The organism is Terribacillus saccharophilus (assembly GCF_002272075.1).
GTDB lineage: Bacteria > Bacillota > Bacilli > Bacillales > Amphibacillaceae > Terribacillus > Terribacillus saccharophilus_A.
The window spans coordinates 62,336-84,445 of sequence record NZ_NPBJ01000032.1 but is presented as its reverse complement, the minus strand read 5'-3'; the positions used below and the strand labels follow the sequence as shown (position 1 = coordinate 84,445).

At 42.8% G+C, this 22,110-nt stretch carries 18 protein-coding genes and 1 pseudogene; 13 read left to right on the top strand and 6 right to left on the bottom strand.

Annotation, left to right across the window (positions count from 1 at the left end):
• Positions 1 to 192 precede the first annotated feature (192 nt).
• The 4 genes from CHH48_RS16375 to CHH48_RS16360 are packed head-to-tail and all read left to right on the top strand — an operon-like array spanning position 193 to position 3,887.
• The gene (locus tag CHH48_RS16375; protein ID WP_095220386.1) at positions 193 to 1,416 is read left to right on the top strand and encodes an NRAMP family divalent metal transporter; all 1,224 of its coding nucleotides are present in this window, start codon (positions 193 to 195) and stop codon (positions 1,414 to 1,416) included.
• 22 nt (positions 1,417 to 1,438) lie between these two features.
• A complete protein-coding gene (pxpB, locus tag CHH48_RS16370) occupies positions 1,439 to 2,161 on the top strand; it encodes a 5-oxoprolinase subunit PxpB (RefSeq protein WP_095220385.1) in 723 nt (240 codons plus the stop codon).
• A 12-nt stretch (positions 2,162 to 2,173) separates the two neighbouring features.
• Positions 2,174 to 2,947, top strand: coding sequence for a LamB/YcsF family protein (locus CHH48_RS16365; RefSeq protein WP_095220384.1), 774 nt, complete (start codon positions 2,174 to 2,176; stop codon positions 2,945 to 2,947).
• Positions 2,940 to 3,887, top strand: a complete 948-nt coding sequence (locus CHH48_RS16360) for a biotin-dependent carboxyltransferase family protein (RefSeq protein WP_095220383.1) — start codon at positions 2,940 to 2,942, stop codon at positions 3,885 to 3,887. Before CHH48_RS16365 ends, CHH48_RS16360 begins: the two co-directional genes overlap by 8 nt.
• A gap of 344 nt (positions 3,888 to 4,231) precedes the next feature.
• On the opposite strand, the gene ahpF is transcribed toward CHH48_RS16360, so the two are convergent.
• Together ahpF and ahpC are read right to left on the bottom strand one after the other, a co-directional pair.
• Positions 4,232 to 5,761 carry an alkyl hydroperoxide reductase subunit F gene (gene ahpF, locus CHH48_RS16350; protein ID WP_095220381.1) on the bottom strand — a complete coding sequence of 510 codons (1,530 nt, stop codon included), beginning with the start codon at positions 5,759 to 5,761 and terminating at the stop codon, positions 4,232 to 4,234.
• A 14-nt stretch (positions 5,762 to 5,775) separates the two neighbouring features.
• Complete coding sequence (ahpC, locus tag CHH48_RS16345) at positions 5,776 to 6,339, bottom strand: alkyl hydroperoxide reductase subunit C (protein WP_038563282.1); 564 nt, start codon at positions 6,337 to 6,339, stop codon at positions 5,776 to 5,778.
• Between the two features lie 397 nt (positions 6,340 to 6,736).
• On the opposite strand from ahpC, the gene CHH48_RS16340 reads away from it, so the two are divergent.
• From CHH48_RS16340 to CHH48_RS16330, 3 genes are all read left to right on the top strand, one after another.
• The gene (locus CHH48_RS16340) at positions 6,737 to 8,722 is read left to right on the top strand and encodes a methyl-accepting chemotaxis protein (protein WP_095220380.1); all 1,986 of its coding nucleotides are present in this window, start codon (positions 6,737 to 6,739) and stop codon (positions 8,720 to 8,722) included.
• 495 nt (positions 8,723 to 9,217) lie between these two features.
• Positions 9,218 to 10,849: an alkaline phosphatase gene (locus CHH48_RS16335; protein WP_095220379.1), complete on the top strand. Its 1,632-nt coding sequence runs from the start codon at positions 9,218 to 9,220 to the stop codon at positions 10,847 to 10,849.
• 172 nt (positions 10,850 to 11,021) lie between these two features.
• Positions 11,022 to 11,303, top strand: a complete 282-nt coding sequence (locus tag CHH48_RS16330; protein WP_095220378.1) for a hypothetical protein — start codon at positions 11,022 to 11,024, stop codon at positions 11,301 to 11,303.
• A gap of 507 nt (positions 11,304 to 11,810) precedes the next feature.
• Here the strand turns inward: CHH48_RS16330 and CHH48_RS16320 are convergent.
• Positions 11,811 to 12,854, bottom strand: a complete 1,044-nt coding sequence (locus tag CHH48_RS16320) for a glycosyl hydrolase family 18 protein (protein WP_095220376.1) — start codon at positions 12,852 to 12,854, stop codon at positions 11,811 to 11,813.
• Positions 12,855 to 13,008: 154 nt separating this feature from the next.
• Here CHH48_RS16320 and CHH48_RS16315 point away from each other — a divergent pair, with 154 nt between their 5' ends.
• The 5 genes and pseudogenes from CHH48_RS16315 to srtB all read left to right on the top strand — a co-directional run bounded on the left by CHH48_RS16315 (position 13,009) and on the right by srtB (position 17,939).
• On the top strand, positions 13,009 to 13,641 hold the full coding sequence (locus CHH48_RS16315; protein ID WP_176466476.1) for a DUF2306 domain-containing protein: 633 nt from the start codon (positions 13,009 to 13,011) through the stop codon (positions 13,639 to 13,641).
• 125 nt (positions 13,642 to 13,766) lie between these two features.
• Positions 13,767 to 14,630 carry an EamA family transporter gene (locus CHH48_RS16310; RefSeq protein ID WP_095220375.1) on the top strand — a complete coding sequence of 288 codons (864 nt, stop codon included), beginning with the start codon at positions 13,767 to 13,769 and terminating at the stop codon, positions 14,628 to 14,630.
• A gap of 244 nt (positions 14,631 to 14,874) precedes the next feature.
• Positions 14,875 to 16,674: pseudogene (locus tag CHH48_RS16305) on the top strand (phosphatase PAP2 family protein); the annotation flags it as partial.
• A 267-nt stretch (positions 16,675 to 16,941) separates the two neighbouring features.
• On the top strand, positions 16,942 to 17,061 hold the full coding sequence (locus tag CHH48_RS20020) for a sortase B protein-sorting domain-containing protein (RefSeq protein WP_371809538.1): 120 nt from the start codon (positions 16,942 to 16,944) through the stop codon (positions 17,059 to 17,061).
• Between the two features lie 110 nt (positions 17,062 to 17,171).
• Entirely contained in the window at positions 17,172 to 17,939 is a 768-nt protein-coding gene (gene srtB / locus CHH48_RS16300; RefSeq protein WP_095220373.1) for a class B sortase, read from the top strand.
• Positions 17,940 to 18,173: 234 nt separating this feature from the next.
• On the opposite strand, the gene CHH48_RS16295 is transcribed toward srtB, so the two are convergent.
• From CHH48_RS16295 to CHH48_RS16285, 3 genes are all read right to left on the bottom strand, one after another.
• Positions 18,174 to 18,455 carry a hypothetical protein gene (locus tag CHH48_RS16295; protein ID WP_095220372.1) on the bottom strand — a complete coding sequence of 94 codons (282 nt, stop codon included), beginning with the start codon at positions 18,453 to 18,455 and terminating at the stop codon, positions 18,174 to 18,176.
• A gap of 232 nt (positions 18,456 to 18,687) precedes the next feature.
• The gene (locus CHH48_RS16290; RefSeq protein ID WP_245840405.1) at positions 18,688 to 19,140 is read right to left on the bottom strand and encodes a MarR family winged helix-turn-helix transcriptional regulator; all 453 of its coding nucleotides are present in this window, start codon (positions 19,138 to 19,140) and stop codon (positions 18,688 to 18,690) included.
• A gap of 25 nt (positions 19,141 to 19,165) precedes the next feature.
• Positions 19,166 to 20,032, bottom strand: coding sequence for a helix-turn-helix transcriptional regulator (locus CHH48_RS16285; RefSeq protein WP_095220371.1), 867 nt, complete (start codon positions 20,030 to 20,032; stop codon positions 19,166 to 19,168).
• 131 nt (positions 20,033 to 20,163) lie between these two features.
• Here CHH48_RS16285 and CHH48_RS16280 point away from each other — a divergent pair, with 131 nt between their 5' ends.
• The gene (locus CHH48_RS16280) at positions 20,164 to 22,104 is read left to right on the top strand and encodes a glycoside hydrolase family 127 protein (RefSeq protein WP_095220370.1); all 1,941 of its coding nucleotides are present in this window, start codon (positions 20,164 to 20,166) and stop codon (positions 22,102 to 22,104) included.
• Positions 22,105 to 22,110 lie beyond the last annotated feature (6 nt).

Sequence of the window (22,110 nt, the reverse complement as noted above, 5' to 3'; positions counted from 1 at the left end):
CTCAGCCTCTTTTTCATATTGTGAGAAATAGCTTTTGTTAGTTGATTTTTTGTGTGAGGTTATTTTACATCTTGTGTAAGTAATTATCTTCGAGTTATAATGATTATTGTTTATTAAATATTTGTGATAATGTATGGAAAGCAGTACATACTACAGATGATTTATAGAGATCGTTACATAAGGGGGATTTACATGGCTTCAAAAGAGAAAGATTTACAACAGCAGCAGTCTCCTTCCAAAGGGAAATGGGGCGTCCTGCTAGGAGCGGCCTTCCTGATGGGTTCATCAGCTGTTGGACCGGGCTTCCTGACACAAACAGCTGTCTTCACTGATCAATTATTAGCAAGCTTCGGCTTCGTTATTCTTATGAGCATCATTTTAGATGTTGGTGTGCAGTTGAATATATGGCGAATTATCGCTGTTTCCAGAATGCGCGGTCAGGATATCGCGAATAAAGTCTTGCCGGGGTTGGGATACTTCCTTGCTTTCGCGGTTGCATTGGGTGGTCTTGCATTTAATATCGGAAACGTTGGCGGAGCAGGACTAGGTTTGAATGTTATCTTTGGTATTGACGCTCGAATTGGTGCTATTATAACTGGTATTATTGCAATTGGTATTTTCCTTTCCAAAGAAGCGGGAGCTGCAATGGATCAGATTGCCCGTATTCTTGGAATCGTAATGATTGTGTTGACTTTGTACGTGGCGTTCCAAAGTGATCCGCCTGTCGGAGAGGCAATAACACGTACGTTTGCACCGACAGAACTTGATGTATTCGCAATCATCACACTTGTAGGTGGTACAGTCGGTGGTTATATCACGTTTGCTGGTGGTCACCGTCTATTGGATGCAGGTATTTCCGGGAAAGAAAACCTTCGCTACGTGACGCGAAGCTCGGTCACTGGTATTTTAATTGCTTCGATTATGCGGATATTCCTGTTCCTAGCTGTATTGGGTGTGGTAGTGACAGGTGTGAAATTGGATGCATCTAATCCTGCGGCGACAGTTTTCCTAGAAGCTGCTGGAACAATTGGATATAAGATGTTCGGTCTTATCCTATGGGCTGCTGGTATTACGTCTGTAATTGGTGCAGCATATACATCTGTTTCTTTCTTGAAGACATTATCAAAGCGTGTAGAACGCCATCAGAAGCTTGTGACAATTGGATTTATCATTATTTCAACGATTATCATGGTTTTAATAGGGCAGCCAGCAACATTACTTGTCGTTGCAGGTGCAGTGAACGGTTTAATTTTGCCGATTGGTTTAGGTGTACTGTTAATTGCAGCCTATAAGAAATCAATCGTTGGGGATTATAAGCACCCATTGTGGCTCACAATCTTTGGTGCAATTGTCTTTATCGCAACGGCTTACTTGGCAATTGTTACGCTGATTGATAAAGTGCCGCAGTTGTTCTAATTCGAGAAGGAGGTCCTAAAAAATGAAGCTTACCTATCATCCGCTAGGAGATACGGGCATTCAGCTCGTTTTCGGACAGACAATCTCAGAGGAAACAAATCAGAAAATCCGGATTTTTACAGAGTTGCTTAAGGCGGAGCCGATTGAAGGAATTATCGAGTGGATACCGGCTTATACAACGCTATCAATTTTTTATCGTCCTGATAAAATTCGCTATCAAGCACTGCTGGAAAAACTGGAGCGTCTATATGAAAATATCCAAGGAGGAGTGGCCGAGGCCGCTTCTCTTGTTTATGAAATTCCTACCTATTATGGCGGGGAGACAGGACCTGATTTGAATTTCGTTGCGAATCATAATGGTCTGTCAGAAGAGGATGTCATCCGCATTCATTCCAGCCAGGATTATTTGATTTATATGATGGGATTTGTCCCTGGTTTCCCTTACCTTGGCGGTATGCCGGAAGAAATTGCGACACCGCGCTTGGAGGAACCACGTTCGAAAATTGCAGCTGGTTCTGTAGGTATAGCCGGATCACAAACGGGTGTATATCCACTGGAAACTCCGGGTGGCTGGCAAATCATCGGTCAGACGCCAGTGAAATTATACGATCCAGAACGTGAGCAGCCGATTTTATTGACTTCCGGTCATTATCTGAGGTTCGTCCCAATTTCGAAAAAAGAATATGACGATATTGCAGAAGCGGTTCGTCTTGGGGAATATAAGATTATCAGTAAGGAAAAGTAAGGAGGGGCTGGAATGAAGACGATTGATCTGAACAGCGATTTAGGCGAAAGCTTTGGTGCCTATACAATCGGAAATGATGAGGAAGTATTGAAATACATATCATCCGCCAATATTGCGTGTGGATTCCATGCGGGTGACCATAATGTCATGCTTGAAACGGTTAAAACAGCAGCGGAACTTGGTGTAGGAATCGGTGCTCATCCAGGCTTTCCTGACTTAGCGGGGTTTGGCCGTCGGGATATGAAGCTGTCTCCGAAAGAAATCTATAACCTAGTTGTTTACCAGGTAGGAGCAATCCAAGGAGCAGCCAAGGCTTGCGGTACATATGTTCAGCATGTGAAGCCGCACGGAGCGCTATATAATATGGCATCAAAAGATTCTGCTATTGCGGAAGCCATCGCGGCAGCAGTGCATGCAGTTGATCCAAAACTGGTACTGTTCGGCTTGGCAGGAAGTGAGCTTGTGCGTGCAGGAGAGAAAGTTGGTCTAAGTGTTGCACAAGAGGTCTTTTCTGACAGAACATATCAGGCAGATGGAACGCTGACACCTCGTTCTCAAGCAAATGCTATGATACATGACGTGACAGTCGCAGTGGATCGTGTCATTCGTATGATTCAAGAAGGTAAAGTAACTGCTGTTGATGGAACGGATATTACTATTCAAGCAGATACGATTTGTGTGCATGGTGATGAACCGGAAGCGCTGCGATTCGTTCAACAACTCCGTGAAAGACTTCAGGCAGAACAAATAACGATTCAGAATTTCGGAGTAGAGCATCATGAGTAGTAAGCTATTTCAAGTGATCAAGCCCGGACTAATGACGACTTTTCAAGATCTCGGCCGCACTGGCTACCAGGAATATGGTGTAGTTGTAGCGGGTGCGATGGATGACTTTTCGCTGCAAATTGCCAACCTGCTCGTTGGGAATAAACGTGACGAGGCAGGGCTGGAAGTGACAATGATGGGACCGGTACTTAAGGTGCTGGAGGATGCTGTTATTGCGATAACGGGTGGGAATTTATCGCCTAGAGTGAATGGCCAGCCGGCTCCAATGTGGAAGAGTTTTGCTGTGAAAGAGGGTCAGCTGATTGAATTCGGTCAGCCGCTGGAAGGTATTCGTTCTTATATCAGTGTGGCTGGCGGCTTTGACTTGCCGGCGGTAATGGGAAGTAATTCAACGTATTTGAAGGCGAGAATCGGCGGCCTGAACGGACGTGCGCTCGAGAAGGAAGACATTCTGTACGGTACTGAGAATCCTTATGCAGTAACGGGGCGTTCCCTTCATTACGATGAGATTCCTAAGTACAAGAAGGAAGTCACTGTACGAGTCGTCTTGGGACCGCATCAGGATGCATTTACAGAAGAGGCTATTAAAAACTTCCTTTCATCCAACTATGAAATTACTCCCCAGTCAGATCGCATGGGTTACCGTTTGAAAGGTCCTGAACTGACGCACAAAACCACTGCTGACATAATCTCGGAAGCTATTCCGCTTGGCGGAATTCAAGTGCCTGCCAATGGTCAGCCGATTATTCTAATGGCGGACAGGCAGACAACAGGGGGATACACCCGAATTGCGACAGCAATCGCAGTAGATATTCCAATGCTTGCGCAAGCTGCGCCAGGAGCTGTTATTCGATTTGAGGAAGTGGCGGTGGAGGAAGCGCAGGAGTTATATCAAGAGAGAGCAAGCTTACTTCAGATACTGGATAAGATAAGCAAATGATTTGGCTAGATAAAAGAAGGTGCAGATGCTGCATCTTCTTTTTTTATACATATATTTCTATTTCCTGTCTGAGTTATTATTAGAGAGTCCACATATTATTTAGTTAGATAAGGGAGTGCTGACTTGTACATTTTTGCTTACATTGTCTTATTTATAGCAGTATGGTTGACTGCTAAACGCGCGCGAACCCGAAAAACGCGGATGCTTCTGTTTGGCCTAGTCTTCTTAGGAATAGTTATGGTAGAGAGGCAAAGCAGAATTGCTGTGAGCTTTGTTTCTGGCTTTATCAATGGAATGTTAGGATATTAAAAAAGCGTGCACTATAAAAATAGTGCACGCTTTTGTTAATTACGAATCAGATAATCGAAAGCACCAAGCGATGCTGTCGCACCAGATCCCATAGAAACAATGATCTGTTTATAAGCAGTATCTGCACAGTCTCCTGCAGCAAACAGGCCAGGAACGTTCGTTTGACCATGCTTGTCGACGATGATCTCGCCCATTGGGGTACGTTCAACGACGTCTGCCAGGAATTCTGTATTCGGTACAAGGCCGATTTGGACGAAGACACCTTGCAGGGCAATGTGTTTCTCTTCGTTTGTGTCGCGTTCAACGTAGGTGATACCGTTGACGTTATCGTCGCCGGTGATCTCCGTCGTTTGCGCGTTTGTAATGATCGTTACATTCGGCAGGCTGTAAGCGCGCTTTTGCAATACTTCATCTGCTTTTAATGTATCGGCGAATTCAAGAACAGTAACGTGGTTTACGATTCCAGCCAAATCGATGGCTGCTTCGATACCGGAGTTACCGCCGCCGATGACAGCAACGTCTTTTCCTTCGAATAGCGGGCCGTCACAGTGTGCGCAGTAAGCAACACCTTTGTTCTTGAATTCCTGCTCGCCAGGAACGTTGACATTACGCCAGCGTGCACCTGTAGAGATGATGACGCTCTTGCTTTTCAGTGTCGCGCCGTTCTCCAGCTCCAGCTCAAATAAATCGTTTTTCGCAATCTTCGTTGCCTTCTGCAGGTTCATCACATCGATGTTGTAATCTTTTACATGCTCTTCCAGGCTTGCAACAAGCTTCGGACCTTCTGTCTCCTTAACGGTGATGAAGTTTTCGATGCTCATCGTATCCAATACCTGACCGCCGAAGCGCTCTGCTACAATTCCGGTACGGATTCCTTTACGAGCAGCGTAGATAGCTGCACTGGAACCAGCTGGACCGCCGCCGACAACAAGAACGTCATAAGGTTCTTTGTTATCAAACTCAGATGCATCTGCACTGGAGCCCATTTTCGCAAGCATTTCTTCAAGCGTCATCCGGCCGCTGCCGAAATTCTCGCCGTTCAAATAAACAGTCGGAACTGCCATGATGTTCTTGCTTTCTACTTCGTCCTTGAAAGCCGCGCCATCGATCATCGTGTTTGTGATGTTCGGATTCAGTACACTCATCACATTCAATGCTTGCACGACATCCGGGCAGTTATGACAAGTCAAGCTGATATAAGACTCAAAGTGGAATTCGCCTTTGATATTCTTGATCTGGTTGATCAGTTTTTCATCAACCTTTGGTGCACGACCGCTTACCTGCAAGAGAGCAAGGACGAGCGAAGTAAACTCATGGCCAAGCGGAATACCAGCAAAAGCAACGCCGGTATCCTCACCAACACGGTTCACGGTGAAGCTCGGGGTACGTGAAAGTTCTGCTTTTTCGACTGTTATCTTAGACGACATAGCTGCAAGCTCTTCAACTAGAGCAAGCATCTCCTTAGAAACGTCGTCTGCACCAGCGCTTACTTTAAGAACGATAGGGTTCTCCATAAGCGCCATATACTGGTTCAATTGAGCTTTAATGTTTGCATCAAGTACCATATTCAACGCACTCCTTAGATTTTGCCTACAAGATCCAAGCTAGGTGTTAGTGTTTCAGATCCTTCTTCCCATTTCGCCGGGCAAACTTCACCTGGATTTTGGCGCACGTATTGTGCTGCTTTAATTTTGTTCACAAGCGTGCTTGCGTCACGGCCAATACCGTCTGCATTGATTTCGACAGTTTGGATTACACCATCTGGATCGATGATGAATGTACCGCGGTCAGCAAGACCAGACTCTTCGTTCAATACATCGAATTGACGAGAGATTGCTTGAGATGGGTCACCGATCATTGCATATGTGATTTTACCAATTTTTTCAGAGCTGTCATGCCAGCCTTTATGTACGAAGTGTGTATCTGTAGAAACGGAATAAACCTCTACACCAAGATCTTTAAGTGTGCTGTACTGGCCTTGAAGATCTTCTAGTTCAGTTGGGCATACAAAGCTGAAATCTGCAGGGTAGAAGCAGACTACGCTCCACTGACCTTTGAAATTAGCTTCTGTAACTTCGATGAATTCTCCGTTTTTGTAAGCTTGTGCTGTGAATGCTTGTACTTCTTTGCCGATAAGTGACATAAATAAATAGCCTCCCAAAATAAATTAATAACTAGAAACTTAGAATTACTTAGACATAATCATTCTAAATTTATATATATTATTAAGGGTAAAATACCGATAAGGTTGTGTCAAGGGATTATGTGAAGGGTGTCACAAGATAAATGCTATAATCACGCTATTTCTCCGACTTTTGTGTAGATGGTTAAATTTATGTGACATACAAAAGGAGTAATTGAGTCAGATGGAGAATAAATGTCTCCGTTTTTTCAGTTGGTGAATCTTCTTGAGAAATGAAGAATAGCTTGTTGGTAGAAATTGTATATTAAAATTATGATACCTTATGTCCATAATTCTCCCGGGATGCCGATAAAGAAAGTAATAAGTTGTCAGCAGCTTAGTAATTAGGGGGGATACCATGAAACGCATCTTAGAAAAAGGTAGAATTCGGCTTACTATCAGAAATAAGCTGATTCTGTCCTTTGTCATCATTTTACTTATACCCAGTATTCTAATAGGCTTCTTAGCGTATCAGAGTGCAAAGCAGGAGTTGTCGGCTCAATTGATTGGAAGTGCATCAAGTAACGTGGATGTGCTGAACAGTATGATAGACGATACAATTCAGCCAAAGATACATGATATTGAGTTCTTTGCCAGTCAAATCAATACTGAGCTATATGACGGTATGGAAAGCCCGGAGATACGACAGAAATTAGAGCAATATACAGATCTGCATCCGGAACTTGAATTGGCATATGTCGGAACCGAAGAAGGGTTGATGATACAGTCCCCTGACTTGGAGCTTGCAGCTGATTATGATCCGCGGGAAAGACCATGGTATCAGCAGGCGAAAGAGAATGCCGGCCAAGTGGTCATAACAGAACCATATGTTTCTGCCTCAACTAATACATTAGTAGTAACAATTGCACAGACAACCGAAGATAACAGTGGTGTCATCGGCATGGATATTACATTAGGTAATTTGGAAGAAACATCTAAGAAGATACATATTGGTAAAGAAGGATATACTTCTATTCTAGATCAGACAAAGCATATAATCGTCCATCCTACAGAAGAAAAAGGAACTGAGGCTACTGCCGATTATCTTGTCCGGCAATTTGAGAAAGAAAGTGGCCAATATCGTTTCGAGCAGGGTGCTGACACAGAGGAGCTTGTTTACACAACGAATGAACTGACTGGCTGGAAGGTTGCTGGTGTAATGTCTGCCTCCGAGATAGATGATGCAGCAGCACCAATTTTATATACGACGCTAATCGTATTGGCCGTGGCGCTCATTGCCGGAGGGTTCCTTGTCTTTGGTGTTGTCCGTTCTATCATTAAACCGTTAAACAACCTGAAGCAGACTGCTGTACAAGTGAGTGGTGGCGATCTGCGTGAACGGATAGAAATCCATTCTAAGGATGAACTAGCTGAGGTTGGAGAGGCATTTAATACAATGACGGATAACCTGAGCAGTTTGATCCAGCAGATCGATACCGATTCTGGCCAGCTGGCAGCATCATCAGAGGAACTGCTGGCAAGCTCGGAGCAGACAACCTCTGCGACCGAGCATGTTACGACAACGTTGCAGGATGTAGCGGGAGGAGCAGATTCTCAGCGGGTGCACGTCGAACAGAATGCACAGGCAATAGGTGAAATTGCGATCGGTATGGATCGCGTGGCAAATAGCTTGACTGCGGTATCGGATTCAACGAAACAGGCAGCGAGCTTAGCTGAGGGTGGAGAGTATTCCGTCAACCAGACAGTTGAACAAATGAAACATATCTATGCATCTGTGAATGAATCGAACGCTAGAATGCAGGAGCTTGAGGCAAGTTCTAAGAAGATAGGAAGCATTACAGATGTGATAGTTGGTATTGCTGATCAGACGAATTTGCTGGCTTTGAATGCCGCTATAGAAGCTGCACGTGCCGGTGAGCAAGGCAAAGGATTTGCTGTAGTTGCTGATGAAGTTCGGAAGCTCGCTGAGGAATCACAGCGATCGGCAATGCAAATCACAGATCTCATTCAGCATATCCAGTCTGATACAGTGCAGTCTGTCAAAGTGATGGCGCAGACAGCACGATACGTAGAAACAGGACTGCAGGCTACCGATGAAACAACGACAAAGTTCAGCCAAATTAAAGACAGCATCTTTACAATATCACCGCAGATCGAGGATATCTCCTCGATCACCGAGCAAATAGCGGCAAGCGTTCAGGAAATGACTGCTAGTGCAGAAGAGCTTGCAGCAATTGCAAAAGAGAATGCTGCGGCATCGGAGTCGATGGCAAGTACAACAGAAGAGCAACTAGCCTCTATGGAGGAAATCACAGCATCAGCAAACGCCTTAACCAATTTGGCCGAGGAGTTACAGGAATTACTGACGAAGTTCAAATTATAAATCGAAAAGCGACCCGGAAAGGGGTCGCTTTTTTATAGAAAAGAGCTGTATGACACTTAGAAGGAGTATCTAACGATATTAGGATAAACACATCGGTTCAAAAAAATGTTGATATGACATTAACTATAATGATTTTTGGATAGGTAATTATAACTGGAATATAATAAAGGTGAGATTAGATGGGTGATTTGTACTACTCTAAACATTCTCTTTGAAAATAATGGTTATTGAGGTTATTGATGATTATATACAGATGAAATCAGTATTTATATTATCAAAAATAAGGATAAATCCCTATTATAAAAGTATTTATTTTAAATTAAATACCCTTTTTCTTACATAATACCCATTATATTAATTAACGATAGCTTTATAGATCATTAACATCCCATTAACAATCAGCCTATACAATTACTCTCGTACACGAACTAAATCTATTAACTTTTGTTGCGTTGGTGGAGGTTTTTTATAACTTTTGATACGGGGGAATGAGAGATGAAGCTGAGCAAAAAATTACTTGGTGTGACGTTAGCGGGAACGCTAGCGGTTGGTTCAATCGGCTTGACGAATTTGGAGCCGGAAGAGGTAGAAGCGAAGAAGGATCCGAAGGTGAAGAATGTCATTTTACTCGTTAAGGATGGAGTGAGCTCTACAACAACAACTCTATCGAGATGGTACAAGGGTGATGATTTAGCTATGGATCAGATGGTATCTGGTGGTGTGCGTACATATTCTGCAGAGTCTGCTGTTACGGATTCAGCTCCTGCTGGTACAGCCATGGCTACCGGTAATAAAACGAATGACAAGTTTGTCGGAGTCCTTCCGGAGAAAATCGCTTCTCCAGGAGTGGATGAAGATCTTGCAGACGATCCATATCGTCCTGTGACGAATGTGCTGGAAGGTGCGAAGCTGAATGGCAAAGCGACTGGTATCATTTCTACATCTGAAATTCAGCATGCGACACCTGCTGCTTTTTCTTCTCATGCAGACCATCGTTCACAATATGATAATATCGCTGAGCAGCAAGTCTACCAGAATATCGACGTTGTCCTTGGCGGCGGGAAGGAATCCCTTGAAAATGGCAACCGTGATGATGGCGAGGATTTGCTAGGAGTTATAGATGATAAAGGATACGATTATGTTGAAACAAGAGATGACTTACTTGATTCTAGATCGAAGAAAATCTGGGGCTCTTTCGCTCCAGCTGCACTAGCTTACGATATGGATAGGGAAGCAACAAAGCCGGAAGAACCAACATTGGCAGAGATGACGAAGAAAAGCATTCAAACATTGTCTAAAGATAAGGATGGTTTCTTCCTGATGGTAGAAGGCAGCAAGCCAGACTGGGCAGCGCATGCAAATGACCCTGTCGGTATGATCAGTGATACGCTGTCATTTGATGATGCGGTTAAAGAAGCATTGGATTTCGCTAAGAAGGATAAGAACACGATGGTCATCGCTGTTTCTGACCATGGTAACAGTGGAATCTCTATAGGAAATGAAAATACGGATGGCACATATTCTTCTACGCCGGTATCTGCCTATGTAGATCCATTGAAGGAAGCAACAATGACGCTGGAAGGTGCTATGTCTCAGTTGAATGAGGATGGATCCAACCGATTGGAAGTTGCGGAGCTTTACGGTATTACGAACCCAACTGCAAAAGAAAAGAGAGCTATTAATAAATCAGAAGATCTTGGTGGAACATTGGTTGACCTTCTGGCACAGCGTGCAAACCTTGGCTTCACGACTGGCGGACATACAGGTGAGGATCTGTTCCTATACTCCTACGGCCCTGGAAAACCGTCTGGCATGATCGAGAACACAGACATTGCGCACAGTGCGGCTGATGCGATGGGCTTCAAGTTGGACAAGTTAAGCAAAAATATGTTCATAGAAGGAGAAGAAGCATTTGGTAAGTGGGGCGAAGTGAGCGTTGACACTTCTGATGCTGCGAACCCGGTATTGGTCATAGATAAAGGACGTAAAAAAGCAGAATTCCCTGTGAACAAGAATGTCGTTATTGTAAATGATCGTGAATATGAACTGGACAGTGTAACGGTTCAGAGCGGCGGTAAGTTCTATGTTTCGAAGGATGCTGTGAGGATTGTGAAGAAAGCGAAATAACAAATACCCCGGCGCCGCGCGCTGGGGTATTTTATTTAATTTGGAAAATTAATAAAAAAATCCTTTTACTGATAAAATATAGCAAATAGTATGGTTATAAAGAATTATATCTGATATTATAAAGGAGTAATTTTACCTATTCATAAAAAATAAATATAAAGGAGGAAATCAAATGGAACAACAACAACAACATACTGTAGTTATTACTAAACCAGAAGGCAACGGCCTAGCAGTTACTGCTCTTGTTTTAGGAATTGTCGGATTGGTTCTTTACTGGGTACCGTTCTTACCATATCCATTAGCTATTCTAGCCATTATTTTTGGTGCAATCGGTGCTAAGAAACCAATTAAAAAAGGACTTGGTATTACTGGTATTGTTACTGGAACAATAACAATTATACTTAAAGTTATTTTTTGGGTAGTACTAATCGGCGCTAGTGCTAGTGCTGCATAAATACTAATGATATAGCTGCCATTCTTTAACGAGAATGGCAGTTTTTTTATTGAAGTTTATTTTCTCAATTCTACTATGACTTTTTATTGGCAGCAGGTTGCAGTAGCGAGACGAGCAATGCGAAGATTGAGCAGAAGAATACTGGACAAAAGGAAGAGGAAAGCAACGACACCTGCATATAAGATTTATGAGCGGGATTCTTTTGAGAAAATCTATGATTACTATAAAGCTTTTGCAGAATATAAAGGAGAGACATTCAATGAAGAAAAGTTGGATGCAGAGTTCCTGAAGGAGGTTATAATATTTACTTGGATAAAGTTGCAGAAGAGCAAAAACGGTCGGATATGCTAATTGGACAAGTGGAAGAAAGGAAGTTTGCATTCCTGCAATAAGGGGTTAAATTGTATAATTGAATGCACCCTGAGAGCAGATTTCAGGGTGCATTTATTGTTTTAAATCAGTTTCTTGCTGAACCATAAATGAAATTCAATCTGGGTTTTGTATTAATTACTGTACTGATTTTGTTCCTTTCTCAATAGCTTTCCAAAAAGCTTCAGATTCATGTCCCATTGCATACACAGATACACCTGCAATGCCATATGTATTGGTGAGATAACTTTTTTCCTGCAATGAACGTTCATCCTCAAACCAGACGACGTGCTCCTGATTTTCCACGGTATAATTGAAATGCGTAGACGCATTTTCTTCAAAGTTTATAGGTTCTATATTGTAATCATCTATCGTCGAATGAATCTCATCCCATTCAATCAATTTATTCTGATCTGGGTTAGATAGATTCCAATCGTATCCGTATGCTGGTACACCCATAATAACCTTATCAGGGTTTATTGATTCTGTAGCAAACGTTAGTATTCTTTTCATCCAATTCATACTTGCTACAGATCCTGGATCACTCCAAGAGCCATTTTCATCATACGTCATCACTTGCACATAATCAGCGTATTCTCCTATTTCTTCATAGTTATATGGCCAGCTCCAATCATCGGCTGCATCATCGTTATCTTTTGCTGGTACAGACACCATAGTTTGTATGTTATGCTCTTTGAGCGCTTCAGCTGTATCCTTAATGAGGTCAGAGTAGAGATCTCGATCCTCGGGATAGATGGCTTCAAAATCAATATTAACGCCAGTAAAATCATTTTCTGCAGCAAGCTGTACTAAGTGACTAATGAAATTGCTTTTTGCCTCTTTGTCAGTCATGACAGCATGTGCCAAGTCTGGGTCGAAATCAGTCTTACCGTAGTTCGATATCACAGCATAGGTGTCGATATCATGCTGCTTCGCATATTTGAGCTGGTTTTTTGGTGCTTCACCAGAGAGATTGCCATCGGTATCAAAAGTGTATGTATCCATTGCAATGGTATTAAGATATTCATGGTATTCTTTCAGAGACTGAAAGGATGATTCCTCCGAGGTGGTATAACCGAGAACCATCTTTTTGTTGGGGTGAGCATTCGACTTAAGCTGGGTGTAAATAAAACCTCCTGCCACAATTAGCAGTATGAGCCCAAGAATTAAATACTTCTTCATAGTGTATCCTCCGTATTGTAAGTGGGAGATTATATTACCATGTTTTCTCTGTTATGTATAAGCGTGTTTTGCTATTTAACTGATAGAAGCTGTAGTAATTAGCGTTTATCCATATGATATCCTTAGTACAATCCCAGAAAAAAAGGAGTAGCCCATGTCCATACGAACTTTTTACAAAATGCTGCTTCTGTTCATTAGCATTTATATCATTTATACATTAGCGGATAACTATATCCTCGATAATCGTGCCTCTTTTTTTCTTGAGCAGAAAATAGATCTGCGCGACTCTTTTCATCTGCCCCTCTGGCTGGATGTCATGTATGTGCATGTGTTTGTCGCATGCCTGGCGACCTTGAGTGGAGCGGTGAACTTTTCGCGGGGATTGGCTTGGCATAAACGTAAGTTCCACCGTATCAACGGCTATGTGTATGCTGTTTCCGTGTTGCTTGTGTCTTTGACATCTGGTTATCTAGCGCCGTATGCAACAGGAGGCAAGCTGGTTAGTGTACCGTTCAATTTAGTAAATCTGTTTTGGCCGATCATGATTATAATTGCCATTGTCCATGCAAGGAAAGGCAGACTCGACAAACATCAGAACTGGATGATTCGCAGTTATCTATTCTGTTTTACAAATATGTTCATTCATTTGATTTCTATCGTGCTCTTTAAAGCGGGAATGGATTATACACAAAGCTACACTATCGGAGTTTACGGCTCAATAGTGGTTAACGTCACAATTGCTGAGATAATTATCCGTTACTTGCGCTCGAACAGCCTCACGAGCTAATCAGGAAGACGGTTAGTGATAACAATAGATAGATAAAGGTTTCTTGTCCGATAATCTCCTATCCTTCGTTACAAGATGCTAGTGTTTCTGGCATGATGGAAAAAAGATGCAAAAGGGGAGATAAGATGGCTGTTAAAATAGCACCGTTATTATTCGTCCTGTTTGCAGCAATACTCTGGGGTACGACCGGCACTGCACAGGCATTTGCCCCAGCTGCGGCCCATCCGATTGCGATTGGAGCTGCAAGGCTTGCGGTTGGAGGAGTGTTTCTGCTTTTAATTACCTTGCTGCTCGGACGATTGAATCTGAAAGGCTGGCCAATCGGGCTGACGCTTCTGGCAGCGTTTTGCGTGGCGTGCTATCAGCCGCTGTTTTTTTCGGCAGTCCATCAAACTGGCGTGGCGGTAGGTACCGTCATCGCAATCGGAAGTGCGCCGATTCTGTCTGGAGTCTTGGAGGCGGTGATTTTTAGAAGGCGACCAGGTTATATATGGTGGGGAGCGACATTGTTGTCTATTATGGGCTGTGTGCTGCTGTTCCTGACAGGAGATACCGTAATGATCAAGCCAGCTGGTATCCTGCTTGCGCTGGGAGCTGGTCTGTCCTTTGCGGGATATACTTTGCTGAGCGGACAGATTGTGCAAGGTAAGAGTCCATTAGAGACAGCGGCAGTTATCTTTGGTATCGGCGGAATTTTCCTAATGCCGTTCCTTTTCCTGTTTGATATGCAGTGGATTATGCAGCCAAGCGGTATAGCTGTAAGTCTGCATCTTGGGATTGTTGCGACAGCAGCTGCTTATTTCTTGTTTTCGAAAGGGCTGCAGCAAGTGCCGGCATCCTCTGCTGTGTCTCTGTCCTTGGCGGAACCGTTTACGGCTGCTGTCTTAGGTGTCATATTAGTCGGCGAGGAACTTAGTCTGTTATCGTGGATGGGCATTGGTATGCTATTGGGAGGTATTGTCTTGATTGCATTTGTCCAGAAGGATTGAGCTTGCATAATGCAGGCTTTTTTTATATGTCGTGATATGAATCAATCGAGAACGGTCATCTGCTTACTGACATCATTATACAATATCATACATTTATTAGGTTTCTGTATGTAAATATATGTAATATTTACATACAATTTAAAATATTATGTCAGGAAATACAATCTCTTATCAATAAATTAATACTAATACCACAACTCATTACTAGAATTACTCTGTAGTACAAAATATGAGGAGTGAGTAAATGGCGATTAAGTGCAATGAAACAAGAGAAAAAAGAAAGTCCAAAATACCTGTCCTAGCATTAGCGGCAGTTATTTGTTTCCAAGGCTCTAATTCTGTTTTGGCGGCAAATAGTTTAGATGAATCCGCTATCGCCCCGCAAGAAGCATCATACGGCTACTATGTTGATAACTACGCAAATAATAACAGCTCCAATATGACGCCGGAATCCAATCCCTCCATTGGTGTACTATCCGAGTTTCATGACCTTTGGGAACCGGGAACTTCTTGGGACAATGGCACTGTGCTGAATGAAGATATACATAATTATAATATTGCAAAGTCAATTTCAATTACAGAGAATCGTACCGATGAAGAAGCTAAGGCGGCTTATTTAATCGATCGCCGTCATCAGAATTACAGTGCCATTGCAGGGCTTGGTCCTCACGCTGATAATTTTATTGCTGGTGCGAATGCAGGGACGACCATTCCGGATGAGATTCCAGAAGATGCGACAAGTGTAGGTTATGATGATGGAAGCAATAACAATGGCGTTTGGGCAGACCAGAATTCGAGTCTTGGAAGCATGGTAGGACTAATTGATACTATCCGCAACAGCGGAGCTTCAACTTCAAATGCAAAAGCTTATTACAGCTATAAACGTCCCTTTCGCTGGAGTGAAGATGTAAGTGTTATTCCGACGCTTGTTCCGAGAATAAAAGAGGATCCCAGCACTGATGGCGGATTCCCGAGTGGACATACGAACGCAGGTTATCTAGCGTCCTATGGATTTGCTTATGCTGTACCAGAGCGATATGAAGAAATAATGACAAGAGCTTCTGAAATGGGCAATAGCAGAATCGTTGCTGGTATGCATTCACCGTTGGATGTTATTGGCGGAAGAGTGATGGCAACCGCTGTTGCTGCGTCTGCTTTGAATGATCCTAATAACAAAAGTGTGAAAGATGCTGCCCATGCACAGGCGCATGAAGTACTGCTTACGCAAGAGGGTACTTCCGAAGATAACTATAGCGATTACGAGACAAATAAGCAGAACTATACGGAGCGTCTTACATATGGCTTTGAACAAATCGGAGATACTACAAAGCCAATGGTAGTGCCGAAGGGTGCTGAGGCTTTGATTGAGACTCGCTTTCCATACCTAGATGATGCGCAGCGCCGATGGGTATTATATACAACAGGCTTACCTTCCGGATATCCTGTACTGGATGATACGGAAGGCTGGGGAAGATTGAACCTCTTTGCTGCTGCTGGTGGTTATGAAGCGTTTGAAAATGATGTTACGGTATCAATGGATGCAGCCCGAGGTGGATTCAATGAGGCTGACACTTGGAAGAATGACATTGATGGATCTGGAAAATTAACAAAGTCAGGTACAGGTGCCTTAACGCTATCTGGTGATAACTCCTATACCGGAGGCACGTTACTGGAAGAAGGAACTTTAGCTGCAAATTCAGGTTCCGCTTTTGGTGAGGGTGAAGTCGTGAATACGGAAGGAACACTAATTGAGAACGTGTCAAACGGTGTGACAATTGGCAATAACTTCACACAGTCAGAAGCAGGTACACTAGATCTTACCATCGGAAATAAAGAAGAAGTACTTGATATTAACGGTGAGGCCACCTTTGACGGGACGCTAAAACTAAACTTTACAGACGGGTTTATCCCTGATGCAGATACACCGATCATTTCTTATGATGCACTGGCAGAGAAGAGTGCCTTTTCTAAAGTTGAAATCACAGGTCTTCCAGATAATTACGAGGTCTCCTACGATGCAAATGCATTATATGTTGTAGACAGCAATTCCCAAGAAGAGGAAGAAAACGAGTCTCCAGTCGTACCGCCATCCGAAACAGGGGATGACAACAATCCTTCAAAGGATCCTGTAACGGAACCAGAAGACGATAACGCTTCAGCAACAGAAACAACAAAAGAAACGGAAGAGACAGACACAGTAGATTCAACTACTGAAAATGAAGACAAGAAAACACCTGCTAAATTAGAAGATGCGAGTAAAGAAAGTAACAATTCCGTAAAGCCGGTAACTTCAAGCAGCGCTGATGGAGATGTGGTGGAAAACCCTAAAACAGGAGATGACACAAACATAATCTTATATGTTGGATTACTAGCAGCATCAGCCATTGCAGCTGCCGTCGTTATTTGGCAAAGAAAATTTAGAAGAAGATAATTATATCTATTCGTGTGTCCCTTGTAGTGATAAGGCAAGCAGTCCGAAGCTTCAAGGGGCACATTTTATTCATGGAGGACAATACTGAACGATAAAGGTATGGATATAGCATGAGGAAAAAGGAAAACAAAAAAATGAACTGGCTTCAAAAGATAATCCTTCTTACTTGTTTAGTTGTATTTTTATTTTCCCTTATTAAGATAGGGGGGATTGGCTTTGATTATGTTCAAAGTGAACAAGTAATGAAAGAAATCCAAGTGCAGTATAAAGGCAATCTTCAAGAAAGCAAGGCCATAGCATCGGAAAATTCAGTACGCTCACAATTCCAAAGTCTCTTAGATATCAACCCTAATATAGTAGGCTGGTTAACAATTGATAATACAAAAATAGACTATCCCATACTACAAAGTTCCGATAACAATCATTATTTGAATCGAAATTATAAAGAGGAGACATCCAAATCGGGCAGTATCTTTATGGATTTTCGTAATAAATCAGACGCACAGGATAGACAAACGATTATATACGGTCATCAGATGAAAGACGGGTCGATGTTTGGGCAATTGGATAAATTTCTAGATGAAGATTTCTTCTCTCAAAATAAAGAATTTCAATTTGATACAATTTATGAAAGCTATAAAGTAGAAATTTTCTCGGTATATGTAACAACGACAGATTTTAATTACATTGAAACTGATTTTCCTACTGACGAAGAATACTTGGATTTTATTGATGTGATAGAAGAAAAGTCAAAAATGCGGACAGACATCCAAGTGACAGAGAAGGATAATATTATTACCTTGTCGACATGCAATGAATTACAGGATCCGGAAGATGGGAGGTTAGTCTTGCATGGGAAATTAACGAAGACTAATTGAGATCCTATTGAAGCGCAGGCAATTGGTTTTTACTTAAAGGAGCGATTTCACTCGCTCCTTTCTTTTTTTTGTTCAGAAACGGCTGCACTATATTTCTTCCACTTCGGCTTTATCGCTATCGTTGGGGGTAGTTTTGCTGTTGCTGTCGGGTTCTGCATGTGTAGGTAGATCATTGGTGTCAGGAGGTATCGTTTTTGTTGTATGCATTGGGAAGGAGAAATGGTTGTAGACCATTTATTTCACCTGACTCAGGAGGTAAGATAAGAAGCGTTTTATATACATGGTAAGATACGCAAGCAAAGCGGACACGACAACCGCAAAAGGGATACTCCAAACACCTGGTATCTCCATGTTGTGCCAGATAAACATTTGGAATTGCTCGAAACCAAATGTGTTTAAAAAGCCGGCCAGTAAGGTGAGGACGATGACGGTGATGAATCCGCCATAAAGAATAGAGAACACAAGAATTGCCGGTGACAATAATAACAAACGAAGTGATTTAGGATACTTCAGCATTATTTTCATCTCCTTGTCATTTTGGGAACTATCATAAAAGGATCGATACTACAAACGTAGTTACAGGGGCAAAGCAAGCGGCAGGGTTACATTGTTTTTGCAGAGACTGATCACGCCCTATACTTTAATTATAATATATTTTAATCATTAAAACATATTATAATTAAAGTATATTGCTTGCTGTCCTGTCAATAGGCATATAAAAAAAGATCTCCAGCTCGGAGATCTTTTTTTATATAATGATTTTCTGCAGTAAAGCATTCACTTCTGTCAGGACCGCAGCCATGTCCTGCAGTTTTTTTGACTGGAATTTCAAAAAGAGGTCTTCTACTTTGAATTGGCCAGCTGAGGTAAGAACCATCTTTACAACTCTTCGGTCTTTATCCTCCCGTTTTCGTTCCACAAGACCCATTTTTTCCATTCTGTCACACATGGAAGTAGCTGCACCAGGCGTAATGTGAAAAAGATCGGAGATAGCAGTGACTTTCATGCCATCTGTAAGCTTCAGTTGGAGCAAGAGGAGTAAATGGTTCTCGGAGAGTGCTTCGCCTTCTGTCAGCAAGTTGATGAATGCTCTTGATTTTTGCTGGATACCAAGAATGGAGGTCATGATGTTTTCTATTTCAGCTGTTGTATGTTTTTCTGTCATGCTATCACTGCCTAGCTGTGTATTTGTTATTTGCATTATAGCGTACCTGCAAAGATGTTAGCTAGGCTTTACTCATGTCCTGTCTATATTGGCTTGGTGATAAGTCGTATTTTGCTTTGAAGCTTTTCGAGAAGTAACCTTGTCTTGTAAAACCGACTTCTTCCGCAATTTGCTGCAAAGACCAGTCTGTTGTTAAAAGCAGCAGTCGTGCCTGATGTAATCGGTATGCTGCTAAGTAAGCAAGCGGTGTGCATGAAAAAGCTTGTTTCATGCATCTGGCCAAATAGTTCTCATGCACATGAAAGTGTTTTGCCAGGGTTGCATTCGTGATGTGTTGGTTGTAGTGCTGTTTAATATACATTTCAACATGTTCCGCTAATCGCAATGAGGTTTGCTGCGGTATTGGATTGTAAGACAGATGCTGCAGCACTTGCATGAACAATTGCTGTGTTTCCCAAAAGGCGAAGGAACGCGGCTGAGTGGTGGATTGCAGCAGGTTTTCTACTGTATCGTACAGGACATGCCGTTGTGGTACTTGCTGATATTTCGGCAGGTGAATCGTTGCATGTTCAGTATGGTAATGCAGCGACGGTATGGGCTCAGCTGGTGAGATAGAGGCACACACAGACTGGTCCTTCCAAAAGGATGGGCTTTGCATATGCAGCCAATAGAATGTCGTATCTGATGCACAGCGAGCTGTTGGATAATGATACTTGCTTGGTTCGAGAATTAATGCCTCTCCGGCAGAAATGTCCCATTGCAATGCTTCTTCCCCAATGAATAAAGTACCTTCTTTGACGAGAATTATATCAAAGAATCCTAGTTTTCTTCGTGCAGGATGCTGCTGTCCTTTATAAAATGTCGTGCTGTTTCCTTCTACAAAATATGGCAGTGGTGGAGCTGAGAATGATAGATAGGATTTCTCCATTTCCCTTTCGCCGCCTTTTGGGTGAAATAGTGTAAAACGAAGTTGAATCTGGTTCTATATCACTTCCTATTGTAGATGCTACGCTGTATTTTGAAAACGCTTAATTTTAAAGTGCAGAAGGAGTGTGCGATATGGAACTTTCTAGTGTGAATAATAATCAAAAAGTAACTGTGGAAGATGCCTTCTGGTCGAACTATAAGCAGCTTGTAGCTGAACAGGTGATTCCATATCAATGGAAAGCGCTGAATGATCAGCTGCCGGATACCGCGCCGAGCCATGCTATTGAAAATTTTCGCATTGTGGCGGGGGAAGCAAAGGGTGACTATTATGGCACTGTCTTTCAAGATAGTGATGTAGCGAAATGGCTGGAGACGGTCGCTTATAGCTTACGCAGCTTTCCAGATTCAGAATTGGAAGAAGCGGCTGATGATGTTATATCATTAATGGGGAGAGCGCAGGCTGAGGACGGATATTTGAATACCTATTATATGCTTGTTGAGCCTGACAACAGATGGACGAATCTGCGAGACAATCATGAGCTGTATTGTGCGGGCCATTTGGTTGAAGCAGCAGTTGCTTATTATGAAACGACTGGTAAGCGTGCATTCCTGGATATAATGGAGGACTATGTAGAACTGATTCGGAGTACGTTTGGAAGAGAAGATGGAAAACTGCAGGGCTATCCGGGGCATCCGGAAATTGAGCTAGCATTGCTTCGGTTATTCGATACAACAGGTAAGCGCGAGCACCTGGAGCTAGCAGCATATTTTATCGAGCAGCGTGGGCAGGAGCCACATTACTTCAATATGGAAAAAGAGCAGCGTCAATCCTTAGGTGCCCCGTCGACATGGAATGACGAGAATACTAATTTTAGACTCGGTTATGCCTATATGCAGGCACATCTTCCTGTACGGCAGCAGCAGGAAGCAGTCGGACATTCCGTGCGAGCAATGTATTTGTATGCAGCTATGGCCTATCTTGCACGACGTACAGATGATGCGGAGCTGCAAGCGGTATGTGATGCCTTATGGGATGATGTGACGAACCGGAAAATGTATATAACAGGAGGCCTTGGCTCAGCTGTTAACGGTGAGGCTTTTACAGATGCATACGATTTGCCGAATGACAGCATGTACTGTGAAACATGTGCATCTGTCGGACTTGTCTTTTGGGCAAAGCAGATGCTTTTGCTCTCACCAGACAGGAAATATGCAGATGTGTTGGAACGGGCAATATACAATGGGACAATTAGCGGCATGGACTTAGATGGTAAACGATTTTTTTATGTAAATCCGCTGGAAGTAAATGCATATCAAGTTGGACGAAAGGATCAGGAGCATGTGAAACAGGAGAGGCAGAAGTGGTTTGCCTGTGCGTGCTGTCCGCCGAATTTAGCACGTCTGATTGCTTCGATTGAGGATTATGCTTATACACAGTCGAAGGATACTCTGTATACACATCTTTATTTGGCGGGAACCGTGCAAACTACGATTGATGATGTGCCTGTTAAGCTCAAGCAAAGTCATCAGTATCCATGGGAAGGTAGTATAACAATTACAGTAGAAGGAACAGGACAATTCAGGCTAGCGTTTCGGATCCCTGGCTGGTGCCAAGAAGCGACGACGTCTGTGAATGGTGAAGTGTTAGCAATCGATGACATGGAGCAGGGCTATTTTATTTTGGATCGAGAGTGGACAACGGAAGATAGGATTGAACTGCATTTTCAGCTGCCAGTGATGCGTGTATATAGCAATCCGAAAATCGGGATGAATCAAGGGCAGGTTGCCTTGCAACGCGGACCGGTTGTCTACTGTCTGGAGGAAGTGGACAACGGTAAGAGTCTTGCTGGATTGAGGCTGCCGCGGGAGAGCGAAATCACTGCAGCGTTTGAGGAAGACTTGTTAAACGGAGTTGTGATTTTAGAGACAGATGGGCTCAAAGCAGCAGAATCAGAAGCGCTTTACCAGACTGATTCACCTGTATTAGAGCCTGTAAGATTGCGTGCTGTTCCTTATTACGCCTGGTGTAACCGCCAAGCTGGTGAGATGCGTATTTGGATACATGAAACATAAAAAAGG

What these genes read in the sequence shown, in the direction of transcription:
- CHH48_RS16330 (WP_095220378.1), top strand. Translation starts at nt 11,022, where the DNA reads ATGGAACAACAACAACAACATACTGTAGTTATTACTAAACCAGAAGGC.
- CHH48_RS16320 (WP_095220376.1), bottom strand. Translation starts at nt 12,854, where the DNA reads ATGAAGAAGTATTTAATTCTTGGGCTCATACTGCTAATTGTGGCAGGA.
- CHH48_RS16310 (WP_095220375.1), top strand. Translation starts at nt 13,767, where the DNA reads ATGGCTGTTAAAATAGCACCGTTATTATTCGTCCTGTTTGCAGCAATA.
- CHH48_RS16295 (WP_095220372.1), bottom strand. Translation starts at nt 18,455, where the DNA reads ATGCTGAAGTATCCTAAATCACTTCGTTTGTTATTATTGTCACCGGCA.
- ahpC (WP_038563282.1), bottom strand. Translation starts at nt 6,339, where the DNA reads ATGTCACTTATCGGCAAAGAAGTACAAGCATTCACAGCACAAGCTTAC.
- pxpB (WP_095220385.1), top strand. Translation starts at nt 1,439, where the DNA reads ATGAAGCTTACCTATCATCCGCTAGGAGATACGGGCATTCAGCTCGTT.
- CHH48_RS16360 (WP_095220383.1), top strand. Translation starts at nt 2,940, where the DNA reads ATGAGTAGTAAGCTATTTCAAGTGATCAAGCCCGGACTAATGACGACT.
- CHH48_RS16335 (WP_095220379.1), top strand. Translation starts at nt 9,218, where the DNA reads ATGAAGCTGAGCAAAAAATTACTTGGTGTGACGTTAGCGGGAACGCTA.
- CHH48_RS16315 (WP_176466476.1), top strand. Translation starts at nt 13,009, where the DNA reads ATGTCCATACGAACTTTTTACAAAATGCTGCTTCTGTTCATTAGCATT.
- CHH48_RS16280 (WP_095220370.1), top strand. Translation starts at nt 20,164, where the DNA reads ATGGAACTTTCTAGTGTGAATAATAATCAAAAAGTAACTGTGGAAGAT.
- CHH48_RS16340 (WP_095220380.1), top strand. Translation starts at nt 6,737, where the DNA reads ATGAAACGCATCTTAGAAAAAGGTAGAATTCGGCTTACTATCAGAAAT.
- CHH48_RS16290 (WP_245840405.1), bottom strand. Translation starts at nt 19,140, where the DNA reads ATGCAAATAACAAATACACAGCTAGGCAGTGATAGCATGACAGAAAAA.
- CHH48_RS16365 (WP_095220384.1), top strand. Translation starts at nt 2,174, where the DNA reads ATGAAGACGATTGATCTGAACAGCGATTTAGGCGAAAGCTTTGGTGCC.
- srtB (WP_095220373.1), top strand. Translation starts at nt 17,172, where the DNA reads ATGAGGAAAAAGGAAAACAAAAAAATGAACTGGCTTCAAAAGATAATC.
- ahpF (WP_095220381.1), bottom strand. Translation starts at nt 5,761, where the DNA reads ATGGTACTTGATGCAAACATTAAAGCTCAATTGAACCAGTATATGGCG.
- CHH48_RS16285 (WP_095220371.1), bottom strand. Translation starts at nt 20,032, where the DNA reads ATGGAGAAATCCTATCTATCATTCTCAGCTCCACCACTGCCATATTTT.
- CHH48_RS16375 (WP_095220386.1), top strand. Translation starts at nt 193, where the DNA reads ATGGCTTCAAAAGAGAAAGATTTACAACAGCAGCAGTCTCCTTCCAAA.